We start from the raw sequence: 22,319 nt of genomic DNA on the forward strand, positions 1-22,319 counted from the left end.
GATCATGCGAGGATCTTCGCAGCCACAATTTCTTTGGTTTCGCTGCGGGTGGCTTCCACAAGTGCATCCTGCAATCAATTCCTCGATCACAATCGATACTGACGGAATCAACGCGTCATCGGGAGCAATCGTTCGTTTTGGAAGCAATCCTGCGATTCGCCTGGAGCAGAATTTTACTGATCATCGTCCGCATCAACCTGCAGAACCTGGCTGAGAATCTGTCCATCGGCCACGAGAGTCGCCAATCGATCGCCCACTTGCACTTGATTGACGGATTGAATCAGGTCACCACCGGGTACTCTTTTGCTGATCGAAAAGCCACGTTCCAGCACTGCCAGTGGACTCAATGCCTGGAGTGCCCGACCAGCACTCTCCAGTTCTGCACTCAGACTGGCCAGTTTTCTCTTCCAGCCTTGTTTAAGACGAGCCTCGAGATCATCCAACTCCCGCGAGAAGCGATGGATCTGCTCCAGTGGCTTTGCCAGGGCTCTTCGCTTCTTCAGTTGCTCAAGTTCTTTGCGACGACTGTTTGTTAATCCGACCAGCGAGGAACAGAGCCGATCACGGAGCTGATCGAGATGCTGAACCCACTCTGCCTTAACCGGAATGACACGCTCGGCAGCTTCACTGGGAGTTAATGCCCGTTGATCGGCCACCAGATCGGCAATCGTCACATCGGTTTCATGCCCCACGGCACTGATCACAGGAATCCGGCATTGTGCAATGGCCCTGGCCACAAGCTCTTCATTAAAGGCCCAGAGGTCTTCCAGGCTTCCTCCACCGCGACCGCAGATCACGACATCCACATCCGGCAGTCGGTGGACCATTCCTAAAGCCGCTGCAATTTTTGGGGCAGCCTCTGACCCCTGCACAGGGACTGGAACAACAACCACATTTACGCCGGGCCAGCGTCTGAGAAGAATCTGCAGAATGTCATGCACTGCCGCACCGGCAGGACTGGTGATCACGGCAATCCGCTTGGGGAAGCGAGGCAGTGGCCGCTTCCTTGCCACATCGAACAAACCTTCCGCCGCGAGCTTGGCATGCAATTGACGAAATGCCAGTTCAAGGGGCCCAATCCCCTGAGGCGTCAGCCGTTCTACCATTAACTGGTATTGCCCACGTGGTGCATAGACTTCGACACCTCCAATCGCTTCGACGGCTAAACCGTCGCGGAGGTCGAACTTCAACTTGATGGCCGATGATCGCCACATCACCGCCTTGATCTGCGAGGCTTCATCCTTGAGTGTGAAGTAAACATGCCCGGAACTGGCTCGGGTTAACCCTGAGATCTCTCCAGTGACGATTACTCGCGGAAATGCCATTTCCACGATTTCCCGGAGACAATCCGAGAGCTGCGAAACTGTCAATTTGGGCAAGTCGTTTCCCGGCAAACCTGATTCTCCAAAGACATTTCATAGAAAGCGAGTAGACCACCGAAGCGGTATTCGGTGGTCTACAATTGAATGGTTGTCGTTGGAAAAGCTTATCGGGAACAGCACCGGGTTAGAAGCCTGGCGGCAATTCCGTTGTGGTCTGAGAGACCAGCGATGTTGGCGGTGCCGCAACGACTGGCTGGCCAGTTCTGGTGGGAGCCGGTGGAACATGCATATTTGTCGCTGAGGTTTCGAGATTTGTAGCCGGTGACGAGGGCGGTTGGATCACTCCCGGCAACACCAGCGTTTCCGTGGGTGTCGAAAGTACCTGAATTGGCGTGCCACTGCGGTTGGATGTTGTCGCGGGAGCAGTCGTCGTGTGCGATGCACTCACCACGGTTGGTTCCTGCGGGGGAGGTGTAAAGGCTGGAACCTGAGCTGGTGCTAACGTTTCTACAGGCGAAACTTCTTTACGACTGGTGGCATTCATCATCGGCAATGGATGATAGCTGACAGGGAAGATCGTTTCCGATGTTCCGGGATTTGGCACTGAACTGACCATGGGCGAACGAACAGCCGCTGGTTGTTGCTGGTACAATGGCGGCGTAAATGTCGTGGCATGGTTCTGTGTTGCGAAATTCTGTGTCGCCGGTGACATCATGGCCTGAGTATTCGGCGCAGCTTGTGGGATGACCATCGCCGTCATGCCATTGGCTGGTACTCCATAACTTTGAGGCCACTGATAAACCACCTGCATCGGCTGAGTCTGAACCGGCTGTGCCTGAGTCACAACAGCCTGTGGGAGCATGGCGGGCTGAACTCCCGCTGGCTGTGACATCACCGGCTGATAGGAAACCTGATGCCGCTGGGTCATCTGTCCCTGCGGCACCATGAAGGCGACTGGCTGTTGTAGAATCACATACCGATATCCCGGGACCTGCGTTGGTGCCTGTGCAGGTGCCTGCCACTGCACCATATTCCCTTGTGGCATCGCCGAAACCTGGCTGGCCATGGCGAATGGAGCGGGTGCATTCACAGCAGGTGAAGCTGCAATCGGTGTCGGCTGTCGAGCCGGAATGGGCTGCAATGCTGGTCGATGCTGAGCCACCTGATTGATGGCAGGTTGGTTCTGGGCATGCTGCTGGACAGCCTGATGGGCATTTTGCGGGGCCCGCCGGGCAATTGAAGTTGGAGCAGCAGTCGGAGAGACAGGAGTTTTCTGGCCGGATGCGATTGGCTGCAGAACTGAAGGGACTTTGGGCATCGACTGTGCCAACTGTGCTGCGGGCATACTTCCTGGATGAGCCTGGTTGGCTGTCGCCATGAGTTTCGCCTGCACTTCCGGCTGATGCACATTGGCAGCCAATGACTGCTGATACATCTGGCTGGCCATGGCCATATTCCCCTGAGCCTGATGGATCTCGCCCAGTTGTGCGAGGACTTTGGGCTCGTTGGGCTGGACTCGCAGTGCCTGCTGTAATGTCTGCTGAGCAGCACTCAGATCACCGGTCTTCTGTTGAGCCGAGGCCAGGCCGACATAAGCATCAGGATTGTAAGGCTGTGAACCCACCCAGGTCTGCATCACTCCGACAGCTTCGGAAGAGCGTCCTGTGTCGATCATCAGTCGTGAGAGGGCTGCGTAAGTCGGTTCGTGCGATGGATCAATGGTCAAGTTGTGCTGCAGAATCTGTTCTGCCTCCGCCACTTGTCCAAGTCGCGATTGGGCCACAGCCAGATTGAAACGATAGTCAGGGTTGAGCGGATCATCATAGACGGCTCTCGCAAACTCGTTGCGAGCCATTTCAAACTCACCGCGCTGGTAGTACGCCGCACCAGAACTGTTCATCACCCAGCCACTCATGGGGGCACAACCAACAGTAGATCCAATTGCCCAGGCCAGACTGGCAGCACAGGCAAAACGACGAATGTTGACGAGACGAACAGGCATCGGAGAACTCCGGAGTTCGCTGCAGCGGGCAGGAATGGGCAGCAGTGAGGTGAGAAAGAAACAGTGTGGAGAGAGAAACAGCGTGGAGAGAAAGCAGATTCAGGCAGGGAGTGATCGCTACTGGTATCAGAAGCTGAATACAGGCGAGTTCACGGTTCACAGGTAATGAGAATTGGGGCAAGGGCAGGAGTAGGTGGCGGGAAGAAAACAGGCACGTATCAAGATTGCCTGTGATGCTTTTCAAGGTGCGAGACCCTGACCAGCCCGACGAGCATTCTCGATAGTTCCACAAGGTGTATGCCATCTATTCAAGTGAATCAAGACGAACTTGAGTCGATTTAACGGCAGATTCTGCAGGGAACTACAGGTGAAGAATCAGACACCCGGGTGTCATCGATAAACTCCCGTTGCTCCCCAAGCCCTTCTAAAGCTACAGTCCTCGTGGCGTAGAATCCCCATGTAAGAGGACTGCGCCAATACTGGGAGTCGCTTCCTGGCTGCACACCATTGGTGAGCAGCGAGCGAGACTTCCGAAAATCATGAATTGAGTTCATGCGGAATGGATTCTGCCTGATGATGCTGACAACTCGACAACGATGGGGTCTTTTGCTGGCCGTGGGGCTGGTCTTCTTCACCGGCCTGGGAAGTCCCTGGCTCTTTGATGAAGATGAGCCCAAAAATGCTGAGTGCGGTCGGGAAATGTATGTTCGCGGCGACTGGCTGGTCCCTACGTTCAACGAGGATCTCCGCACTGACAAACCAATTCTCATCTATTGGTTGATGCTGACTTCGTTTCACCTCTTTGGAGTTTCCGAACTCACTGCCCGGCTGCATTCCTCCATCTTGTCGGTCGGAAGTGTCCTGCTTGTCTGGCAGTTGGGGAAATCGCTCTTCAGATCCGAAACTGGTCTCTTGGCAGGTTTGATTCTCGGCACAAGCCTGATGTTCGCCGCCGTTGGTCGATCAGTCACCCCTGATGCGACGTTAATCTTCTGCATTCTTCTGACGATGACCGCTTATGTCACTGCCGTCGCCCGTCGTCATGGCGGAAAATTCGGCCAGCCCGATAGTGATGGAAATATGGTGGCTCAAAGATTGTGGGGTGAATACGTTCCTCAGTCGACATGGGAGTTCGCCAGCATCTATGCCAGTATGGGTTTAGCAATTCTTGCCAAAGGCCCGATTGGTTTTCTGCTCCCCATGGCGATCTGGGGGCAGTTCCTCTTGTTGCAAAGGTATCGAGACCGCACTGAGTGCGGAAACAGCGTCATCGATGCCAGACAGCATTGGTTGAGCCGGACATTCCTCATGACATGGGAATTGTACCATCCCCGTGCCTTCTGGGAGGCACTCCGCGAGATGCGAGTCTTTCAGGGAACTTTGATCACGGCGCTCGTGGCCTTGCCTTGGTACATTGCCGTCGGGTTTGCGACTCAAGGAGCATGGCTCGCTGGTTTTCTTGGCGGGCACAATGTCGATCGCTTCATGCGGCCGATGGAGAATCACTCCGGCCCCATCATCTACTACATTCCTGTGATTGCTCTCGGCTTCTTCCCCTGGTCGATTTTTCTGCCAGCAGGGATCTGGCAGATGACCCGGCAGGTGCGAAAACCTTCAAATGACCGTGCGGCAGTCACCTTTGTCGCCACATGGGCCATGGTCTGGATTGGTTTCTTTTCGCTGGCCAGCACAAAGCTGCCCAACTATGTCCTGCCCAGTTATCCGGCCCTCGCCTTACTCGTGGCCAATTACCTTTCCGAATGGATGCAGGAAGCGTCTCACATCCGTTCGCTGGGATTTCGCAATGCCTGTCGACTCCTTTCGGTGGTTGGCATCGTCGCGATTCCAGCCCTGATCTACGCCACGAGTGTTTATCTGCCGAATGAAGTCTGGCTGGCCAGTCTGGGGGTCATTCCTCTGGTCGGTGGAGTCCTCGCATTCAGTGCTGCTCAAAAGGCATTGAGGCATCGAGCCGTGGCAATCTGCTGTGCTTCGGCACTGCTACTTTCTTTGGGCATGATGGGCGTCGCTGCCCCACGCATCAGCCGCTACCAGGATTCTCCCCAATTGGCCAAACTGATCCGGCATGAAGCCAACGGACGCCCGGTGCGGATCGCGACACACAATTATTCAGCCCCCAATGTCGTCTTTTATGCGGCACAACGCATCGAAAGGCTCGATTCTCCCAAAGACATTACAAAGTTCTTCCATGAGGCTCCCGAAGGTTATCTGATTACCCGGGCGGATCGCATGGAAGACATTGTCGATGCGCTTCCACAGGAGATCACGATTCTGCACCGCATGCCCAGGTTTCTACGCCGACATGATCTGATTGTGCTGGGCAATGAGAGTAAAGCCGCATCGATGACCGCTGCTGCACAAGATCTGGATCGTCTCCGCTGGCAGTAAAAAGCTCAATCGGAAGTCATTGGCCCCACATGCACAATCACCTGATCGTGCATGGTGTAAAGGCGATAGCGCAAGCCATCATGAACGATGATTCCGCTCGACTTATTCTCTTCGATCGGCCTGAGTGGCCCGCCTGGAAACTTTTCCCAATGGTGCAAATCGGTTGAGCGCGCCAGACTCGTCGCCCAGCGACGAGGTGTTGTGGCATCTCCCGAGCCGTGAAACACCATGTAGTACATCCCTCCATGACGAAACACCTGATTTGCAGCAATCTGCAGGCGATCAAAATCCTGGGGCCCACAAACCATCACCGGGTCGTCCTGTACCAGTTGCCAGACTTTGCCATCGGCAGACGTGGCGTGCCAGATCCCCAGATCACGCCGCTCGTAGAACAGGTGCCATTGATCATCTTCAATCCACAGTGTCGGTGTCCCATAAGGGCCCGGCTCAATCGGTTCACCCGACGTCTTGCGGATGTCAACTTGTCCCTGATGCGACCACTCGATTCCATTTTGTGATCGAAACCACTGCATCTGATCCCCTTCCCCTTCCGCGAACATCAGGAGGGGTACAGCGGATCTATTTTTCTGGCTCTTGTGCATACGAACACAAACATCTTCCACCCAGCGGCCGGGAATCAGTGGCTCAGGCTGACTCCGTTCAAATCGCAAACCATCTTTGGAATGTGCCAATCCCAACTGTCGAATGCCGGTTTTGCTACCGTCGTAGCCTGTGTAATACAATCGCCAGTCGTCAGGTGAGAGCCGCAGGATATCCCCTCGTTCGCGAATTCGTGCATCCCAGGCCGGTTTTTCCTGGCTGGTCAGTTCTTGCGATGTCGGTAAACCGCGACCAGTCAAGATGGGTGCAGTGGAAAGAGGCGTAAACTCAGTCAGTGCTCGTGGCCAAACTCGTGTGGTTGGTACAGAAGCCGTTGGCACAGAAGAGGAGTGATCTTCCGCGATCACCCACCGCTGGCCCATGAGAATCACCGCACAACTGGCCAGCAGAAATCGATGCATCGCTTTTTGCCACATTTCAGAGATCACAGGGAGACTCCCGTCTGTCGATCTTTTCGCCAACCAGCCTGATTCGTACACTGTGTGGGGCCAATGGTTTTACCAGCGATCCGACCTTGATTTTGACACGCGGTGGATTGAACTCGTTTCGGCCTCGACTTCATGTTCCAAACTTCAACGCATGATCGCAACCGCCGATCGCCTCAACCGATGGTCACGACCTTCGGCCACGGGCCGTTGCGTACCACCGTTGAGTGTGTAGTGGCTTTGTTATTGGCCGTATTGCTGTTTCGAACCTTCGTGGCTGAAGGCTTTATGATCTCCACGGGGTCGATGGCCCCGACATTGCTTGGCTTTCATAAACGGGTGGCCTGCCCCAAATGCGGTGAGCTGTTTGCCTATGGAACTGCCTGGGATGAATCGGCCAATCACCTGGCAGCCAGTTCATCCGAGTTTGAGGTGGAACAATCGATCTGCCCCAATTGCAGCCAGCAGGGGATCGATCTCAGCCATGTACCGAGAAATCATGGAGATCAGTTACTGGTCAACAAACAGGCTTATTTGTGGAGCTCTCCCCAAAGATGGGAGATTGCGGTATTTCGTAACCCGAATCTGCCTACGGAAGCGTATGTTAAACGGATTGTTGGTCTGCCCGGCGAAGCCGTTTCGATCCGAAATGGCGATCTCTGGATCAACGGCGAAATTGCCCGTAAACCACTCGCTGTGCAGCGGACAATGTGGATTCCTGTCTATCATCAGGAACATCGTCCCACTCACGATACCAGCTTTCAGGATCGCTGGGTCAGCACTGATGGCTGGCTGGAGCCGACTTCCAACCTTCGTGGCTGGAGAAGTTCGCCCACCACGTTTCTCTTTCGAGAACAGACAGCAGGCGGCGCTACCGAGGCTCTCCCTGCGATAAGTTCTGATTCTGAACAAAACACAACATCCCAACCTGCTGGCCAGACGGCTGTGGCTGCAGAATCCTCCATTTCCTGGATCGAGTACCAGCACTGGGTGCGTTCTGGTGGAACTCATATCACCACGGTCACTCTCGAAGAGTGGCCGAGCGATCTTCAACTGGCCACTCTTCCCCCGTCGGGTTTGAAATACGACTCGAAAACTAAAAAACTCTCCAGCTTTGGTGTTCTCCCCGATGATGTCGTGTCTTTTTTAAAGACAAACTCGCAGAACCTCGTCTTTCTGCAGGCGATCAACAAATTGAAGGCCGCCTCTCACCTGGCTCCGATCACGGATAGTTACGGCTACAACCTCGCCGCCAACTCCATGGAACCAAATTCTGTCCGCGATATTGCCTTTGTTGGTGAACTCTCGTTGCCGCAGGATCAAGGACGCTTCTTCATTCAACTGACGGACGGCCTCGAACGATACACACTGGATTTTGACAGCCAGCGCGAATCGGTCCGGCTATTCCTGGAGGGAACGGATCGACCACTGCGAGTGGGCCCCTGGTCTCCTCCAGAACGCGGGCAGAGTGTCCGGATCGAAGCGTCCATGATTGACCGGCAAGTAGCCCTGGCGATTGATGGGCACGAAGTCTTTCCCGCGTGGCCCATTTCGGCTGTTCCTCCGGGTGCCGAGTCACCTCGCTCACCTGTTCGATTTGGTGCACTCAGTGGAACAGTGCGAATTTCCAATCCTACGCTCTTTCGGGATGTCTTCTACACGTTTCAAAGAAGTCGCCATGCGGTCAATCGCCCCTATCCACTGGGGCCTGAAGAATACTTCGTCCTGGGTGATAACAGCCCGGTTTCGCACGACAGCCGACAGTGGGAGAAGCCGGGTGTTCATCGCAAACTGCTCGTTGGAAAGCCCTTTCTGGTCCATTTGCCTTCACAACCCGGTCGCCTGAAGATTGGTGATCAAGAGTGGCTGCTCCGCCTCCCAGACTTTGATCGAGTCCGTTTTCTCAGGTAGCGAATTCATAGTGGCTATAGCCAGTTGAGTTCAGGCGGGGATTGATCTCCCGAACTTTCGCAAAAGCTGCCCTTTTGGGGAGCAATTCCTCGAGTAGTTCGAGCAACTCAGTCTTGACTATCAGATTTCCGTGAAGTCGTGCATGCCATCAACGAAACGTCTCAATCTGACGAGGCAGGAAAGCCACTGCCGATCGGAAAAACTGGCGAAAGTTGCGGCGTCAAGGGGTTTCTCAGCATCAAAACCGAAATGTCACTGCGGGTAATAAACTGTAAAGCATTTCTGGGTAATTGGTTGCGTTCATTTTCTGGAAAGTCCGCCAACCTTGCAGGGTCGGTAGGGGTTGCTATACTTTTCATCCAAATCGATTTTCTCAGGAAAGAAGCTCCACAGTTGGTGAACTGGCCCGTGGCTGGCGTGTCAATTGTGTGGCTTGCTTTAGGGTGACGAGTTTTTTGTCATCCATCTGGAGGAGTCAGTTCAGGCTGGTGTAGCTCAACGGTAGAGCTCCTGTTTTGTAAACAGGAGGTTGTGGGTTCGAATCCCTCCGCCAGCTTTAATGAGTTTCTGACGGCGGAGTTCCCGAGCGGTCAAAGGGGCCAGACTGTAAATCTGGTGGCTATGCCTTCACAGGTTCGAATCCTGTTTCCGCCAATGTTTGTGTGTTGATCGCTTTTCGAAGCAATTGCGGGTGTAGCTCAATGGTAGAGCTCCAGCCTTCCAAGCTGGTGGTGAGGGTTCGATTCCCTTCACCCGCTCTCTGTGTGAAATTGTCACATTTGTGCAGCTTTCTGGGGTTTCTTTTAAAAGGGCTCTCAGGTTTCGAGGCTGTGCAGGTCGTGTCGGTTGACATTGCGGAAAATTCGGGTCATCGTCTACAGCCTCGTAGGGAAGTTGTCGGTGATTTGAAGTTGATCTCGCTGCCGTAGCTCAGTCGGTAGAGTGCGTCCTTGGTAAGGACGAGGTCGTGGGTTCGAATCCCACCGGTAGCTTTTGGTGGCGAGATTCTGGCAAAGTTGCCAGTCTTTACACGAAGTGTTTTTGTCTCGGTGTTGGCAGTTTGTTTTCTGCCAGCATCAACTGAGTGTTTGGGTCCACGTATTTGGCGTGGGTGCCGTCGTGGTGCCCATGGGATTGTCGTCCTCTCGTTCTGTCGTCCCAATTTGATACACGGGCGGAAAGTTCCGCTGGTCGACAAACAGCAACAAAGAAGGTTTCGGAGAAATGGCGAAGGAAGTTTTTCAGCGGACAAAGCCCCACGTCAACGTTGGAACGATTGGTCACATTGACCATGGCAAGACCACGACCACTGCCGCAATTCTGGCTGTGCAGACTGCCAAGGGTCTGGCCAAGTTCAAGAGCTATTCGGATATCGCCAAGGGTGGTACCGTTCGCGACGAAACCAAGACTGTGACGATTGCCGTTTCGCACGTTGAATACGAAACAGCCACTCGTCACTACGCTCACATCGATTGCCCAGGCCACGCTGACTACATCAAGAACATGATTACCGGTGCCGCTCAGATGGACGGCGCTATTCTCGTGGTTTCCGCTGCTGACGGCCCGATGCCACAGACTCGCGAGCACATTCTGCTCGCCCGTCAGGTGGACGTCCCAGCCCTCGTGGTCTTCCTCAACAAGTGCGATCTTGTTGACGACGAAGAACTTCTCGAACTCGTCGAGATGGAAGTTCGTGAACTCCTCTCGAAGTACGATTTCCCTGGCGATGACATCACCATCGTTCGTGGCAACGCCAAGGGTGCTCTCGATAATCCAGCCGATCCTAAGTTCAACAAGTGCATCGGCGACCTGATGGACGCACTCGATGCCAACGTTCCTGAACCAGAACGTGCTGTCGACAAGCCCATGCTCATGTCGATCGAAGACGTGTTCTCAATCGAAGGTCGCGGTACCGTGGTGACCGGCCGTATCGAGCAGGGCATCCTCAAGGTGGGTGACAAGGTTCAGATTATCGGTCTGAAGGACACCATCGAATCGGTTTGTACCGGCGTCGAAATGTTCCAGAAGACTCTCGATGAAGGTCGTGCTGGCGATAACGTGGGTGTGCTCATCCGCGGTATCAAGAAGGAAGACGTGCAGCGTGGTCAGGTGCTGGCCAAGCCAGGCTCAATTCAGCCGCACACCAAGTTCGAGTGCCAGGTTTACGTGCTGAGCAAAGAAGAAGGTGGTCGTCATACACCGTTCTTCAATGGTTATAAGCCACAGTTCTACTTCCGTACTACAGACGTCACCGGCGGTGCCAAGCTCCTCGGCGGTGCAGAAATGTGTATGCCCGGCGACAACGTCAAGATGGAAGTCGAACTCCTCAAGCCTATCGCCATGACTGAAAACGTTCGTTTTGCTATCCGTGAAGGTGGCAAGACGGTTGGTTCAGGCGTGGTGACAAAGATCCTCGCCTAGTTGATCAGGATGGCTCTCGTCTCCATGAGATGAGTGTGCCATGCCATTGATGGAGTGGTTTCCCCGCGGCTTTTTGATAAGCCGCGGGGTTGTTTTCAACAGATCTCTGATTTTTGAGTAAACTCTGGCTGCCACGGCCTTTTGCCTGTGGTGCTGTTGGAGAGAGGCAATTATGGCTCGCGAATTCGTTTGGCTCGAATGTACAGAATCAGGTCAGAGGAATTACCGCGTCTCCAAAGAGACACGTGGTACGGAACGACTGGAACTGATGAAGTATTGCCCGAAGCTGCGAAAACATACTCTTCATAAAGAGTCTCGTAAGAAGTAGTTTCTCGGCTTCGAGGCCTGATTGGTGTGGCCATGAATCGAGTCATGCCTTGCGGCTTACGGGTGTAGCTCAATTGGCAGAGCAGCGGATTCCAAATCCGCAGGTTGGGGGTTCGAGTCCCTCCGCCCGTGTTTGCGGTGAGATTCGTTCACGGCGAGGTTCGTTATCGGCAAGTCTCGCCCCAGTGAGTCTCGCTCACCGTGAGATTTACAGCTCACAACCTTCTGTCACGTCAGCTCCGATTGTCTTGTCGTGCAGGGTGTTGTGAGATGTTTTGCAGCGGCACCCGCCTGTAGATTTCGATTTGATTGTAGTTGTTTTCGATGACGTCAAGTCTTGATGAATGTTCAACACTGAGTTGGGTATCCATCAGGCAGGTTAATGGATGTATATGGCAAGCACTGCCCAAGCCACAATCTGGCAATCGATCATCTCTCCTGGCCTTTATAAGAAGAATCAGGGACGACTTGTTCGTTACCTGACGGCCGCTGCCATGATTCTTGCGGTCCTCCTGGGTTCATGGACATTTTCTGTACGAGTCTTTGACGATCTTGTGGCTCAGTTGGCTGCGGCCTTTCCGGCGATCTCTAACTTTTCGAATCCTATTCGAATTGCGGTTCCTACAGTGATGGCAGTGCTTGGAAGCTGGTGTGCGTGGAGGCTTGTGCACTACCCTGTCTTTGCGGATTTCCTGATTGAAGTTGAATCAGAAATGAGCCGCGTCACCTGGCCGGAACGGCCTGAACTCATGAAGGCGACAGGAGTTGTTCTCTTTGTGACAATTTCTTTGAGTCTGGTTCTGTTCGGGTTTGATCTTTTCTGGCAATGGGTCTTGGGCTTGATTGGTGTGTTGCAGATTTACGGTTAGGCGACGGGCATCATCCGGAACTGCTGGTATTGGTGATGGAGGGGACAGCCCTCCAGACTCAGCGAAATGGGCCGGGCTCTGCTGAGTTGCAAAATGTCATAGCTGCTGTCATGATGCCTGCTTCGCGCAGAACGGCCATTCCTGGCTGGTGATCCATCTGGCTGGTAAAAAGTGTTTTGCGATCAATTTGTCGAGAGGAGTCGTCATGGCGGTAGATGGGAAAGCGACAGAAGGAGTCGCTGGGGGTGCTTCCTCCGGCAGCTCAGAGGTTGCTTCGACCGAAAACGCCATGCATTGGTACGTTTTGAAGATTACGAGCAATCGTGAGAAATCAATTCGTGATAACCTCCTGAGGCGAATTCGGCAGGAAGGCCTCGAGCAGTTTTTTGGTGAGATTCTGATTCCCACTGAGAAAGTGGTTGAGAATAAAAACGGCAAGAAGAAAGTTGTCGAGCACAAGCTGTATCCCGGGTACCTCATGGTTCAGATGATTCTGAATGATGATACCTGGTACATTGTGAGGACGACGGGTGGTGTTGGTGATTTCACCGGTTCTGCCGGTAAACCGACACCTATGCAGGATCACGAGATTGCTCGTATGCTGCAGAAGCAGGAGCAGAAACAGGAATCTGCGGCTCCTGCCATGAAGATTGAGTTTGCTGTCGGTGATATTGTCAAAATCAAGGAGGGGACCTTCGAAGGTTTTGAAGGCCCGATTGATTCGATTGACGAAGCAAACGGCAAGATTAACGTACTGGTGGAAATTTTTGGACGGTCAACACCCGTTGAGCTGGAATATTGGCAGGCTGAAAGGCCCTAGTTTCCGCTGCTGGTTGTTAACTCGCTCCAGGTAATAGATCTGCAATCCTTGTTGAAGCTGAATAGATATGGCCAAGAAAGAAGCGAAGATTAAGGCTCAGGTGAAGGTTCAGATCCCTGGGGGGAAGGCTACGCCTGCTCCTCCTGTGGGTACTGCACTCGGGCCTCACGGTGTGAATCTTGGTCAGTTCGTGACTCAATTCAATGATCGCACCAAAGACCTGAACGGGATGATCGTTCCGGTTGTGATTACGATTTTTGAAGATCGTACCTTCAAGTTTGAATTGAAGAGTCCGCCAGCCTCTGTGCTGCTGAAGCAGGCTGCGGCCATTGCCAAGGGTGCCAGTAAGCATCGATCCGAAAAGGTCGGTTCTGTGACCAAGGCTCAGTTGGCTGAGATTGCCAAGACAAAGATGGCCGATTTGAATGCCGCCAGTCTGGACGCTGCAGTCCGGATTATCGCCGGTACTGCTCGCAGTGTTGGTCTCGAAGTTCTGGATTAGTTTGGTTCTCTTTCGCGTTCGACTCAGTTGCGTCTTGCGACTGGGGAGCGATTAAGGATGAATGATGGCGACTGTTTCTAAGCGAATGAAGCATCTCGGCGAAATCGCCGGAAAAATTGGTGTGGTTGATCTTCCCGCAGCGGTGACATCTCTCAAGGGGATGGAGTCGAAGTTGCCCAAGGGTGTGAAGCCCTGCAAGTTTGACCAGACAGTCACAATCTCTGTCCGCCTGGGTGTTGATCCTCGGCAAGCCGATCAGATCGTCCGCGGCTCGATCGTCTTCCCTCACGGGATTGGTAAGTCGAAACGAGTCCTGGTCTTTGCTCAGGGCGACAACGTCAAGATTGCCCAGGAGGCTGGTGCTGAGTTTGTGGGTGGCAAAGAACTGGCCGACAAGATTAAAGAAGGCTGGGTCGACTTCGACGTCGCTATTGCCACACCCGACATGATGGGTGTTGTCGGTCCCCTCGGCCGAGTCCTCGGTCCTCGCGGCTTGATGCCCTCTCCCCGAGCAGGAACCGTGACAGCGGACGTGGCGGCCGCTGTGAAAGAATACCGTGCTGGTAAAGTCGAGTTCCGCGTCGATGATGGCGGCAACGTCCATTGCGTTGTGGGCAAAATGAGCTTTAACGAGCAGCAACTCATTGAAAACGTCGAAGCGTTTTTGAAGTACATTCGCTCGCTGAAGCCCGCGACCTCCAAGGGCCAGTACATTCGTAATATTGTCATCGTCGGCAGCATGACTCCCGCCGTCTATGTGACTGCAGTCTAGTGCAGGTGGGGCTGTTTTGCTCACCCATAGATAGGCAGTCATAGACAGGCAGTGGATTGACGGTTTTCTTTGTGTCATGCGATGAATAGTCAACGGTTCGGAGTCGATTGAGAGATCATGAGTAAAGTTGTCAAAAAAATGATGATCGACGACATCCGCACAGCGGTCGGCGAACATCGTGATTTGTTAGTGCTGGATGCTTCCAAGGTGGATGCAGTCTCTGCCAACAAGTGGCGATTGCTGATGCAGTCCAAGAAGATTTCCGTTCTGGGCGTGCGTAACTCAGTTGCCAAGGCGGCACTGCGTGAGGTTGGCATCGATCTGGCAGATTCGCTTAAAGGCCCTTCCACCATTGTGTGGGGTGCTGAAGATGTGGTGGCTCTGGCCCGCGAGATTGTTGACTCCCTCAAGGATTGCAAGAATCTTGCAGTGAAGGGCGGCACGCTCAGCGGGACTGCACTTTCAGCTTCTGACGTTGAGAAACTCAGTAAGAGCCCCGGTCGTAAAGAGGTTTTGGGTCAACTGGTGGGTTTGATTCTGTCGCCGGGTGCAAATCTGGCTGGCGCTCTTCTGGGTGCTGGTGGCACATTGGCTGGGCAGGTGCAAAGTATTGCCGAGAAGACGGAATAGTTTGGTAGTTTCCTGATCGCCTGCGATGGCATGCGATCCTGTTTTAGAGATTGGTGGCTCGAACTCAGTGCTCTGGATGCTTCTGCCAGTCGCTGGATTTTGAGTGATTTTTGATAAGTTCGTGCGATCTACGAAAGGGTCGGGCAAATGGCTGATTTTGATTCTGCAACAACTGAACTGGGCGACAAGATTGTTGCTCTCACTCTGCTCCAGGCGAAGGCTCTGGCTGACTATCTTGAGCAGGTTCACGGCATTAAGCCGGCTGGCGGCGCTGTTGTCATGGCAGGCCCTGGTGGCCCTGGTGCCGCTGCTGCTGCTCCTGTTGAAGAGAAGACTGAGTTCGACGTCATTCTGACAGGCTTTGGCGATAACAAGCTGAGCGTCATCAAGGTTGTCCGTACAGCCACTGGCCTCGGTCTCAAGGAAGCCAAAGACCTGGTCGAAGGCGCTCCCAAGCCAGTCAAGACTGGCATCTCGAAGGAAGATGCCGACAAGCTCAAGAAGGAACTCGAAGCTTCTGGTGCCACTGCTGAAGTTAAGTAATTTTGAGACGGGGGTGATCTGTCCGCCTTCTCGTTTTGCTGGATGGCGTCTTGCCCACGTGTGACAGTTCTCGTCGGCGGCACAGAAGCGGTCTCCCTCGTTTTGAATGAGCTTCGATCAATTGTCAGCAATCTGCTGTAAAGATTTGTCGGTGCGACCCTTCGATTGTTTTCGAATTGCAGCGATAGCAAACTGCTGTCGCTGCAATTTCGTTCTCATTTGGCTGGTTCTGCATCTCTCCCGGGTTTCTTTCAGGCAAAGTCTTGAATCATTCCCGTGGCCGGGCAACTGAGTGGCTGTGGTCGAAATGGCTGCACAGTAATGGTTGCAGAGTAATGGCTGCAGAGTAATGGCTGCAGAGTTGCGATATCAATCTCGCGCGTTATGCTGACTTGGTGAGGAAGCGAACCTCTTCCAGACTCATGATCTCTCGTGCAGAGTCGTCCATGAGTCGGTTGGATGGTGGATTTGAAAATCTCCGGCAGTTCTTTTGCTTGCAATAATGAACAGGGTGTTGCTGCGTTGTTCTCGGCTTCAGTCTGCAGATCACTGGTGTGTTCTGCATCGAATGGTGCCAGGTCTGCGTACATGATGGCATGAGAAAGACTTATGCTGTTCGACAAGCCTGTTTTGTATCACGTTGATTGATTTAGTTGTCACAGGAAGCTCGCATGCCCAACCCCGCCCAGCGTGTGATTGAGACTCATGAAACTCGCCATTTTGGATCCATTCGTGGTGAGTTTGCCATCTCTGAACTCACACAAATCCAGACAGCTTCTTACCATCGCTTTCTGCAACTGGAGAGTGAGCCACGTGAGCGAGCCGATGACGGTCTGGAGGCGATTCTTCGTGAAGTCTTCCCCATCGAGAGCTACGATCAGAAGTATCGCCTGGAGTACATCAAGTATGAACTGGGCAAGCCGCGCTATACACCACTTGAATGCCGCCAGCTTCGCTTGACCTACGGACGTCCTTTCCGCGTCTGGCTGCGGTTGATGAAGGAGCAGCCACAGGAAGAAGAAGTCTACCTGGGTGATTTGCCCATCATGATTGGTGGTGGCGAATTCATCATCAACGGTTCCGAGCGTGTTGTCGTCAGCCAGTTGCACCGGTCTCCCGGTGTCGACTTTGTGATGTCAGCCGAGCCCGGCGAAAAGAAGACGTTCTCCTGCCGTGTCATTCCCGAGCGTGGTAGCTGGATTGAGCTGAATATCGGCAAGCGGGATACTCTGAATGTCCGTATCGATCAGTCAGGCAAGTTCAGTGCGATGACCTTCCTGCGGGCGATGGATCCTGCCTATGGTCGTACGAAAGACCTGGTCAAGCTGTTCCACAATGTGGTGACATTCAAGGTCAGCGACAGCCACTTCGTCGAGCATGTCGCTGGCAAGCACGCTGCGGACGATATCGTTTATCCAGCCGGTCACGAGCGGATGGGCGAGATCATTTGCGAAGCCTGTCATGTCATCACGAAGCCACTGGCTGAAGAGATCAAGGAATCGGGGATCAAGACCGTCGATGTTGCCGAGAAATCGGATGATCCCATCATCATGGACAGTCTGATTGAGGATTCGACAGCGAGCCATGAAGATGCGCTGCTCCGAATCTATCAGCGTCTGCGTCCAGGCAATCCACCACAGTTGGAAAAGGCCATCGAGCTCTTCAAAGAAAAGTTCTTTGACGTGAATCGATATCGGATTGGTCGCGTCGGTCGTTTCCGCGTGAACCGCAAGTTTGATCAGGATGTGCCTGATACCGAGATGACTCTTCGACCCGAAGATATCATTAACTCGATCCGGTATGTGATGAAGTTGCGGACGGGCGATGCGACAGCCCATGTCGATGACATCGATAACCTGGGCAATCGACGCCTGAGAACCATTGACGAACTCGCACAGGAAGAACTTCGCAAGGGCTTCCTGAAGCTCCGCCGCACTGTTCAGGAGCGTATGAGCCTCAAAGACGTGGAAGAAATGTCGCCACGCTCTTTGATCAATCCGAAGAGTGTTTCGGCAGCGATTGATTTCTTCTTCGGTCGTGGCGAGCTCTCACAGGTGGTGGATCAGACCAATCCTCTGGCCACGTTGACTCACGAGCGCCGGCTCAGTGCCCTTGGGCCGGGCGGTTTGAACCGCAAGCGGGCAGGTTTTGAAGTTCGCGACGTGCATATTTCGCACTATGGCCGCATCTGCCCGATTGAAACACCCGAAGGTACTAACATCGGTCTGATTTCGAGCCTGAGCATTTTTGCCAAGGTCGATGATTACGGTTTCCTCATCACCCCTTATCGCAAAGTGGTTGACAAGAAGGTGACAGAAGAAATCGTCTGGCTGCGAGCCGACGAAGAGTCGCATGTTTATATTGCCCCGGCTGATACGCCGGTGCAGGACGACAAGATGCGTGATGAACGTGTCATGTGCCGTCACCACAACGATTTCCTCTGGCTACCCGCTTCTCAGGTGAACTACATCGACGTCGCACCTTGCCAGATGGTGGGTGTCTCAGCCGGTTTGATTCCATTCCTTGAGCATGACGATGCCAACCGCGCACTGATGGGTTCAAACATGCAGCGGCAGGGTGTTCCTCTGCTGATTGCGGAACCACCTCTGGTGGGAACGGGTCTTGAAGGCCCGGTCGCCCAGAACAGCGGGATGGTTTTGAGAGCCGAGAAGTCAGGTAAGGTCACTTATGTCGATGGTGATTGCATCGAAATCGATGGCAAGCGCACACCACTTCGCAAGTACACAGGTCTTAACGAGCGCACCTGTCTGAATCAGACACCGACAGTCAAAGTCGGCGATAAAGTCAAGAAGGGCGATATCCTTGTTGACAGTGCCGCTGTGGGCGATGGCGAGCTGGCACTGGGACGAAACGTGCTGGTCGCGTTCATGTCCTGGGAAGGCTTTAACTTCGAAGACGCGATCATCCTTTCGGAACGTCTCGTCAAAGAAGACGTTTACACGTCGATTCACATTGATGAATTCGATGTTGAAGTTCGCGAAACCAAACTCGGTCGAGAAGAATTCACCCGCGACATTCCCAACGTGAGCGATAAGGCTCTGCGTCATCTGGATGATGATGGCGTGATCCATGTCGGTACACGCGTTGAGCCAGGCGATATTCTCGTGGGTAAGGTTTCGCCCAAAGCCAAAACCGAACTGACACCGGAAGAAAAGCTCCTGCATGCGATCTTCGGACGGGCCGGCGAAGACGTTAAGAACGAATCACTGGAAGTCCCCAGTGGTGTGGAAGGGATCGTCATTCATACAGAGAAGTTCTCTCGTCGAATGAGTCTCTCGGAAACCGAACGTAAGAAGTTCGAAACGGACCTGAAGCGTGTGGAAGAGTCTGGAAATGACTTGATTGCCGCTGCTTTCAAGACCTTCCTCACTCATTTTGAAACAGCTCTGGAAAAGAAACTGCAAGACGACGATGGCCGTGATCTTGGCAAGCTCGATGATGCCAAGTTCCTGGCCACTTATGCCGAATCGTTCCTGCATCGTTTCGAAACCATGGATCTCCGCAGTCCTCAGAAGAAGGCCGATTGCAAGAAGGCCATCAAGGAATTCTGGGGCCCGGTGGAAGAAGCGATTGATGATCGTGACCGTAAGCTGAACACCATGAAGCGTGGCGATGAGTTGCCCAGCGGTGTGCTGCAGATGGTGAAGGTCTATGTCGCTCAGAAACGGCAGATCTCTGTCGGTGACAAGATGGCCGGTCGTCACGGTAACAAGGGGGTGATTTCCAAGGTGCTACCTGTTGAGGATATGCCATTCCTCGCCGATGGAACACCGGTCGACATCATTCTCAACCCACTGGGTGTGCCGAGCCGTATGAACGTGGGGCAGATTCTCGAAACTCACCTGGGCTGGGCTGCAGCCAAGCTGGGTTTCCGAGCGAAATGCCCTGTCTTTGATGGACCGGCTGAAGAAACGATTCGCGAACTGCTGAAGCAGGCTGGTCTTCCGGAAGACGGAAAGGCTCAGTTGCTGGATGGCCGCACAGGTGAACCATTCGAGCAGAAGACCACGGTCGGCTACATCTATATGCTCAAACTGCATCACCTGGTCGAAGATAAAGTTCACGCCCGAGCTACTGGCCCTTACTCCTTGATTACTCAGCAGCCGCTGGGTGGTAAGGCTCGTTTTGGTGGTCAGCGGTTTGGTGAGATGGAAGTGTGGGCTCTGGAAGCCTACGGTGCTGCCTATATTCTGCAGGAATTGCTCACTGTGAAGAGCGACGATGTGGAAGGCCGCACGAAGATCTACGAATCGATGGTCAAGGGAGAAAACACTCTCGAAGCCGGGACACCTGCCAGCTTTGAAGTGCTCAACAACGAAATTCGTGGTCTCTGCCTGAACATGCAGTTGGAGAAGAGCCTCACATAGTTCTGCAAATCCTACTGCTCATCTTTGTCAAGCAAAGCAGGGGGATCGGTGCTCGTCACCGATCCCCCTGCTTTGTTTAGTCAGCTTGTGGAAAACCAGCGGGCGTTGGGTGGCACGCCCTGTAAGCTTTGTGAAAGGGCGTGGTTATCAAGCGGGTTGTTGGGCTCATATTCAAGTCCGCACAATTTTGCAGCGGTTCTTGTGCCATGCCTCTTGCTCTGAATTGGCTTTTTCACAACCTGGTGCAGCGCCAGGCCTTCAAAATTTGTGACGGGTAGCCCCGCCAGCTCTTGGCCGGATTGTCGTGCATCGCCACGACAACAAGAAGCTGCGCCCTGCGTGTGTCCTGCGACGACCCTTTACACCGCTTCGGTTGGCATGCTCAATGTCAACACACGACGAACATCGCATGAAAGGACTGGTCAATCGTAAGTCCAACCGATCTTCAGCCAGGCGTTCATCAACGCGATGGTTGGCCGGTTCCTTCCTGGAAGCTGGTCTGCTCAATGGCAGGGACTGCCGTTTCGACATGTTCAGTCGTTAAAGAGGGCGTGGACTGGTCGGGTTTCTCACCAGCGGCTTCTTTGGCCTTTTCGGCAGCATAGAAGACATCAAAGTTTCGAGCGAAAGCATGCTCGAGCGGTGCGTAGTCGTGACGCCCGAAAAGAGGCATCTTCGACAGAGCTTCTTCACCGGTTTTTCCACGGAACATTACGTCGTACATCGTTAACACGCGGCCTGTCCGATTGAATCCATGCTGGCAATGGACAATCAGCGGGTAGTTCGCTGGATCCTTGAGGACAGCGATATGTGGTGCAATCAGAGGGCTCGAAGGATCATCGATATCCGGAAGTGAAAGTTCAATCAGCTTGGCACCGGCGGCTTCCACAGCCATTCGCTCCTGTCGTGCGCGATCCGGGCCCATTTCTCCCGGGCGGCAAAGATTGAGTACCGTCTTCACCTGGTGCTTCTGGACGAGTTCGGCCATCACGTCGGCCTCCACCCAGGCGCAGCGAATCACTTTTCCGGGATCGTGAATCGCGACATGCTTGTAGCGATGATTCTGACGATAAGCCCAGCCACCAGCACCCATGGCAACGATCGTTGCCAGAATCAGAATCCAGCGAAACCGCAGCCGCGAAGCTGCTGGAGTCGTTTCTGTCGAATTCGTCGTGTTCTCGTGCGTCATGGAATCAATCATCCTTGTCTGCCGCCAATCGGCCCTATCGAAGTCTCAATCCTTGAGCAGCAATGACTTTTTGACATGCCGCCCGAGAGCCCATGAGAAAAATTCAGTAATGGAGTCGAAATGACACCCGCGCTCATGCCGCCCGGCGTGAGCGAGGATCCAGTAGTGGGGCCGGTGAAATGGCGAGTGAAACTGTCTCAAAATTGGTCGTTTTGCGGACAGCATAAGTCTGTACGTTCTGCACCTGAAAATAGATGCGGGAGCAGAGTTCGCTCAGTAAACCCAGAAAGACAAACTGAATTGCCGCCAATCCGGAAACAGCACTTAGCAGCAGCAGGGGGTTGCCTGTCATATCATAGTTATAGGCGAGCTTAAGGCCGATACTTGCAAATGCCGCCAGACCGCTGGTGAACATGGCCATCAGTCCCATCATCCCGAAGAGTTTCATGGGGCTGACGGCGTACTGAATCAGGTATTTAACGGTCGCCAGATCCAGCAGCACGCGAGTGACTCGGCCCAGACCGTACTTCGAGACACCAAAACGCCTGGCATGATGCCTGGTAACGACTTCGATGCACCGTGCTCCACGCTGCCTCGCAAGAATGGGAATGAAGCGATGCATCTCGCCATAAAGCTGTAATTCCTTGGCGATTTCGCTGCGAATGGCTTTGAGTGTGCAACCGAGGTCGTGCACCGGGAAACCAGTCACCTTCCCAATCAGCCAGTTGGCACAAACCGATGGAAGTTTCCTGTGGAGAACTGCATCCTGCCGGTTCTTTCGCCAGCCATGCACGAGATCGTAACCTTCCTCGATTTTCGCCAGCATCATCGGAATATCTTCGGGCTCGTTCTGCAGGTCACCATCGATGGTGACAATGACATCACCAGTGGCTGCCTGAATCCCCGCCTGCATCGCAGCGGTTTGGCCAAAATTCTTGCGAAACTCGATCAGCTTCACTCGGGAATCTGCCGCAGCAATCTGATCCATGACCTCAGTAGAACCATCGGTGGAACCATCGTTGATGAGGATTAACTCACAACTGTGTTCCAGTGGCTCCATCACCCGCATGATGGCGGCATGCAAAAGTGGAAGGTTTTCGAGTTCGTTATAGATAGGAACGACAATCGAAACGTGCATATTAAATCGCCTGTTGCCGACATCCGTAGG

16 protein-coding genes and 5 tRNA genes are annotated in these 22,319 nt (G+C 53.6%); 16 read left to right on the forward strand and 5 right to left on the reverse strand.

Features of this window, described 5'->3' with window-relative positions:
* Nucleotides 1-173: 173 nt before the first annotated feature.
* Both xseA and A6X21_RS13040 read right to left on the reverse strand, forming a co-directional pair.
* Entirely contained in the window at nt 174-1,379 is a 1,206-nt protein-coding gene (gene xseA / locus A6X21_RS13035; protein ID WP_240490259.1) for an exodeoxyribonuclease VII large subunit, read from the reverse strand.
* A gap of 127 nt (nt 1,380-1,506) precedes the next feature.
* Nucleotides 1,507-3,324, reverse strand: coding sequence for a tetratricopeptide repeat protein (locus A6X21_RS13040; protein WP_068848551.1), 1,818 nt, complete (start codon nt 3,322-3,324; stop codon nt 1,507-1,509).
* Between the two features lie 573 nt (nt 3,325-3,897).
* Between A6X21_RS13040 and A6X21_RS13045 the strand changes: the two genes are divergently transcribed.
* The gene (locus tag A6X21_RS13045) at nt 3,898-5,733 is read left to right on the forward strand and encodes an ArnT family glycosyltransferase (protein ID WP_165603791.1); all 1,836 of its coding nucleotides are present in this window, start codon (nt 3,898-3,900) and stop codon (nt 5,731-5,733) included.
* Between the two features lie 5 nt (nt 5,734-5,738).
* On the opposite strand, the gene A6X21_RS13050 is transcribed toward A6X21_RS13045, so the two are convergent.
* Nucleotides 5,739-6,782 carry a glycoside hydrolase family protein gene (locus A6X21_RS13050; protein ID WP_131818328.1) on the reverse strand — a complete coding sequence of 348 codons (1,044 nt, stop codon included), beginning with the start codon at nt 6,780-6,782 and terminating at the stop codon, nt 5,739-5,741.
* 231 nt (nt 6,783-7,013) lie between these two features.
* Here A6X21_RS13050 and lepB point away from each other — a divergent pair, with 231 nt between their 5' ends.
* From lepB to rpoB, 15 genes are all read left to right on the forward strand, one after another.
* Entirely contained in the window at nt 7,014-8,690 is a 1,677-nt protein-coding gene (gene lepB, locus A6X21_RS13055) for a signal peptidase I (protein ID WP_068848557.1), read from the forward strand.
* 484 nt (nt 8,691-9,174) lie between these two features.
* Nucleotides 9,175-9,246 (forward strand) — tRNA-Thr (locus tag A6X21_RS13065).
* Between the two features lie 16 nt (nt 9,247-9,262).
* A tRNA-Tyr gene (locus A6X21_RS13070) sits at nt 9,263-9,344 on the forward strand.
* A 33-nt stretch (nt 9,345-9,377) separates the two neighbouring features.
* Nucleotides 9,378-9,448, forward strand: a tRNA-Gly gene (locus tag A6X21_RS13075).
* A gap of 161 nt (nt 9,449-9,609) precedes the next feature.
* Nucleotides 9,610-9,682: transfer RNA gene (locus A6X21_RS13080), tRNA-Thr, on the forward strand.
* Between the two features lie 232 nt (nt 9,683-9,914).
* Nucleotides 9,915-11,111, forward strand: coding sequence for an elongation factor Tu (tuf, locus tag A6X21_RS13085; protein ID WP_068848561.1), 1,197 nt, complete (start codon nt 9,915-9,917; stop codon nt 11,109-11,111).
* A gap of 172 nt (nt 11,112-11,283) precedes the next feature.
* Entirely contained in the window at nt 11,284-11,439 is a 156-nt protein-coding gene (gene rpmG / locus A6X21_RS13090) for a 50S ribosomal protein L33 (RefSeq protein ID WP_068848563.1), read from the forward strand.
* A 58-nt stretch (nt 11,440-11,497) separates the two neighbouring features.
* Nucleotides 11,498-11,570 (forward strand) — tRNA-Trp (locus A6X21_RS13095).
* A gap of 260 nt (nt 11,571-11,830) precedes the next feature.
* A complete protein-coding gene (gene secE, locus A6X21_RS13100) occupies nt 11,831-12,307 on the forward strand; it encodes a preprotein translocase subunit SecE (RefSeq protein WP_165603792.1) in 477 nt (158 codons plus the stop codon).
* A gap of 205 nt (nt 12,308-12,512) precedes the next feature.
* Entirely contained in the window at nt 12,513-13,127 is a 615-nt protein-coding gene (nusG, locus tag A6X21_RS13105) for a transcription termination/antitermination protein NusG (RefSeq protein WP_068848567.1), read from the forward strand.
* A 67-nt stretch (nt 13,128-13,194) separates the two neighbouring features.
* Complete coding sequence (rplK, locus tag A6X21_RS13110; protein WP_068848569.1) at nt 13,195-13,629, forward strand: 50S ribosomal protein L11; 435 nt, start codon at nt 13,195-13,197, stop codon at nt 13,627-13,629.
* A 160-nt stretch (nt 13,630-13,789) separates the two neighbouring features.
* The gene (rplA, locus tag A6X21_RS13115; protein WP_438822577.1) at nt 13,790-14,401 is read left to right on the forward strand and encodes a 50S ribosomal protein L1; all 612 of its coding nucleotides are present in this window, start codon (nt 13,790-13,792) and stop codon (nt 14,399-14,401) included.
* 117 nt (nt 14,402-14,518) lie between these two features.
* Nucleotides 14,519-15,031 (forward strand): 50S ribosomal protein L10, encoded by a 513-nt coding sequence (gene rplJ, locus A6X21_RS13120; protein WP_068848572.1) that lies wholly within the window; start codon nt 14,519-14,521, stop codon nt 15,029-15,031.
* Between the two features lie 147 nt (nt 15,032-15,178).
* A complete protein-coding gene (gene rplL, locus A6X21_RS13125) occupies nt 15,179-15,574 on the forward strand; it encodes a 50S ribosomal protein L7/L12 (protein ID WP_068848573.1) in 396 nt (131 codons plus the stop codon).
* Between the two features lie 671 nt (nt 15,575-16,245).
* Nucleotides 16,246-19,962 carry a DNA-directed RNA polymerase subunit beta gene (gene rpoB, locus A6X21_RS13135; RefSeq protein ID WP_068848576.1) on the forward strand — a complete coding sequence of 1,239 codons (3,717 nt, stop codon included), beginning with the start codon at nt 16,246-16,248 and terminating at the stop codon, nt 19,960-19,962.
* Between the two features lie 460 nt (nt 19,963-20,422).
* On the opposite strand, the gene A6X21_RS13140 is transcribed toward rpoB, so the two are convergent.
* On the reverse strand, nt 20,423-21,151 hold the full coding sequence (locus A6X21_RS13140; RefSeq protein ID WP_131818329.1) for a phosphatase domain-containing putative toxin: 729 nt from the start codon (nt 21,149-21,151) through the stop codon (nt 20,423-20,425).
* 133 nt (nt 21,152-21,284) lie between these two features.
* The gene (locus A6X21_RS13145) at nt 21,285-22,289 is read right to left on the reverse strand and encodes a glycosyltransferase family 2 protein (RefSeq protein WP_068848580.1); all 1,005 of its coding nucleotides are present in this window, start codon (nt 22,287-22,289) and stop codon (nt 21,285-21,287) included.
* Nucleotides 22,290-22,319 lie beyond the last annotated feature (30 nt).

The organism is Planctopirus hydrillae (assembly GCF_001707835.1).
Classification (GTDB): domain Bacteria; phylum Planctomycetota; class Planctomycetia; order Planctomycetales; family Planctomycetaceae; genus Planctopirus; species Planctopirus hydrillae.

Coding starts and splice junctions, on each gene's coding strand:
- tuf (WP_068848561.1), top strand. CDS start 9,915: ATGGCGAAGGAAGTTTTTCAGCGGACAAAGCCCCACGTCAACGTTGGA.
- A6X21_RS13140 (WP_131818329.1), bottom strand. CDS start 21,151: ATGACGCACGAGAACACGACGAATTCGACAGAAACGACTCCAGCAGCT.
- rpoB (WP_068848576.1), top strand. CDS start 16,246: ATGCCCAACCCCGCCCAGCGTGTGATTGAGACTCATGAAACTCGCCAT.
- rpmG (WP_068848563.1), top strand. CDS start 11,284: ATGGCTCGCGAATTCGTTTGGCTCGAATGTACAGAATCAGGTCAGAGG.
- secE (WP_165603792.1), top strand. CDS start 11,831: ATGGCAAGCACTGCCCAAGCCACAATCTGGCAATCGATCATCTCTCCT.
- A6X21_RS13145 (WP_068848580.1), bottom strand. CDS start 22,289: ATGCACGTTTCGATTGTCGTTCCTATCTATAACGAACTCGAAAACCTT.
- rplL (WP_068848573.1), top strand. CDS start 15,179: ATGGCTGATTTTGATTCTGCAACAACTGAACTGGGCGACAAGATTGTT.
- A6X21_RS13040 (WP_068848551.1), bottom strand. CDS start 3,324: ATGCCTGTTCGTCTCGTCAACATTCGTCGTTTTGCCTGTGCTGCCAGT.
- A6X21_RS13045 (WP_165603791.1), top strand. CDS start 3,898: ATGATGCTGACAACTCGACAACGATGGGGTCTTTTGCTGGCCGTGGGG.
- rplK (WP_068848569.1), top strand. CDS start 13,195: ATGGCCAAGAAAGAAGCGAAGATTAAGGCTCAGGTGAAGGTTCAGATC.
- nusG (WP_068848567.1), top strand. CDS start 12,513: ATGGCGGTAGATGGGAAAGCGACAGAAGGAGTCGCTGGGGGTGCTTCC.
- rplA (WP_438822577.1), top strand. CDS start 13,790: ATGGAGTCGAAGTTGCCCAAGGGTGTGAAGCCCTGCAAGTTTGACCAG.
- rplJ (WP_068848572.1), top strand. CDS start 14,519: ATGAGTAAAGTTGTCAAAAAAATGATGATCGACGACATCCGCACAGCG.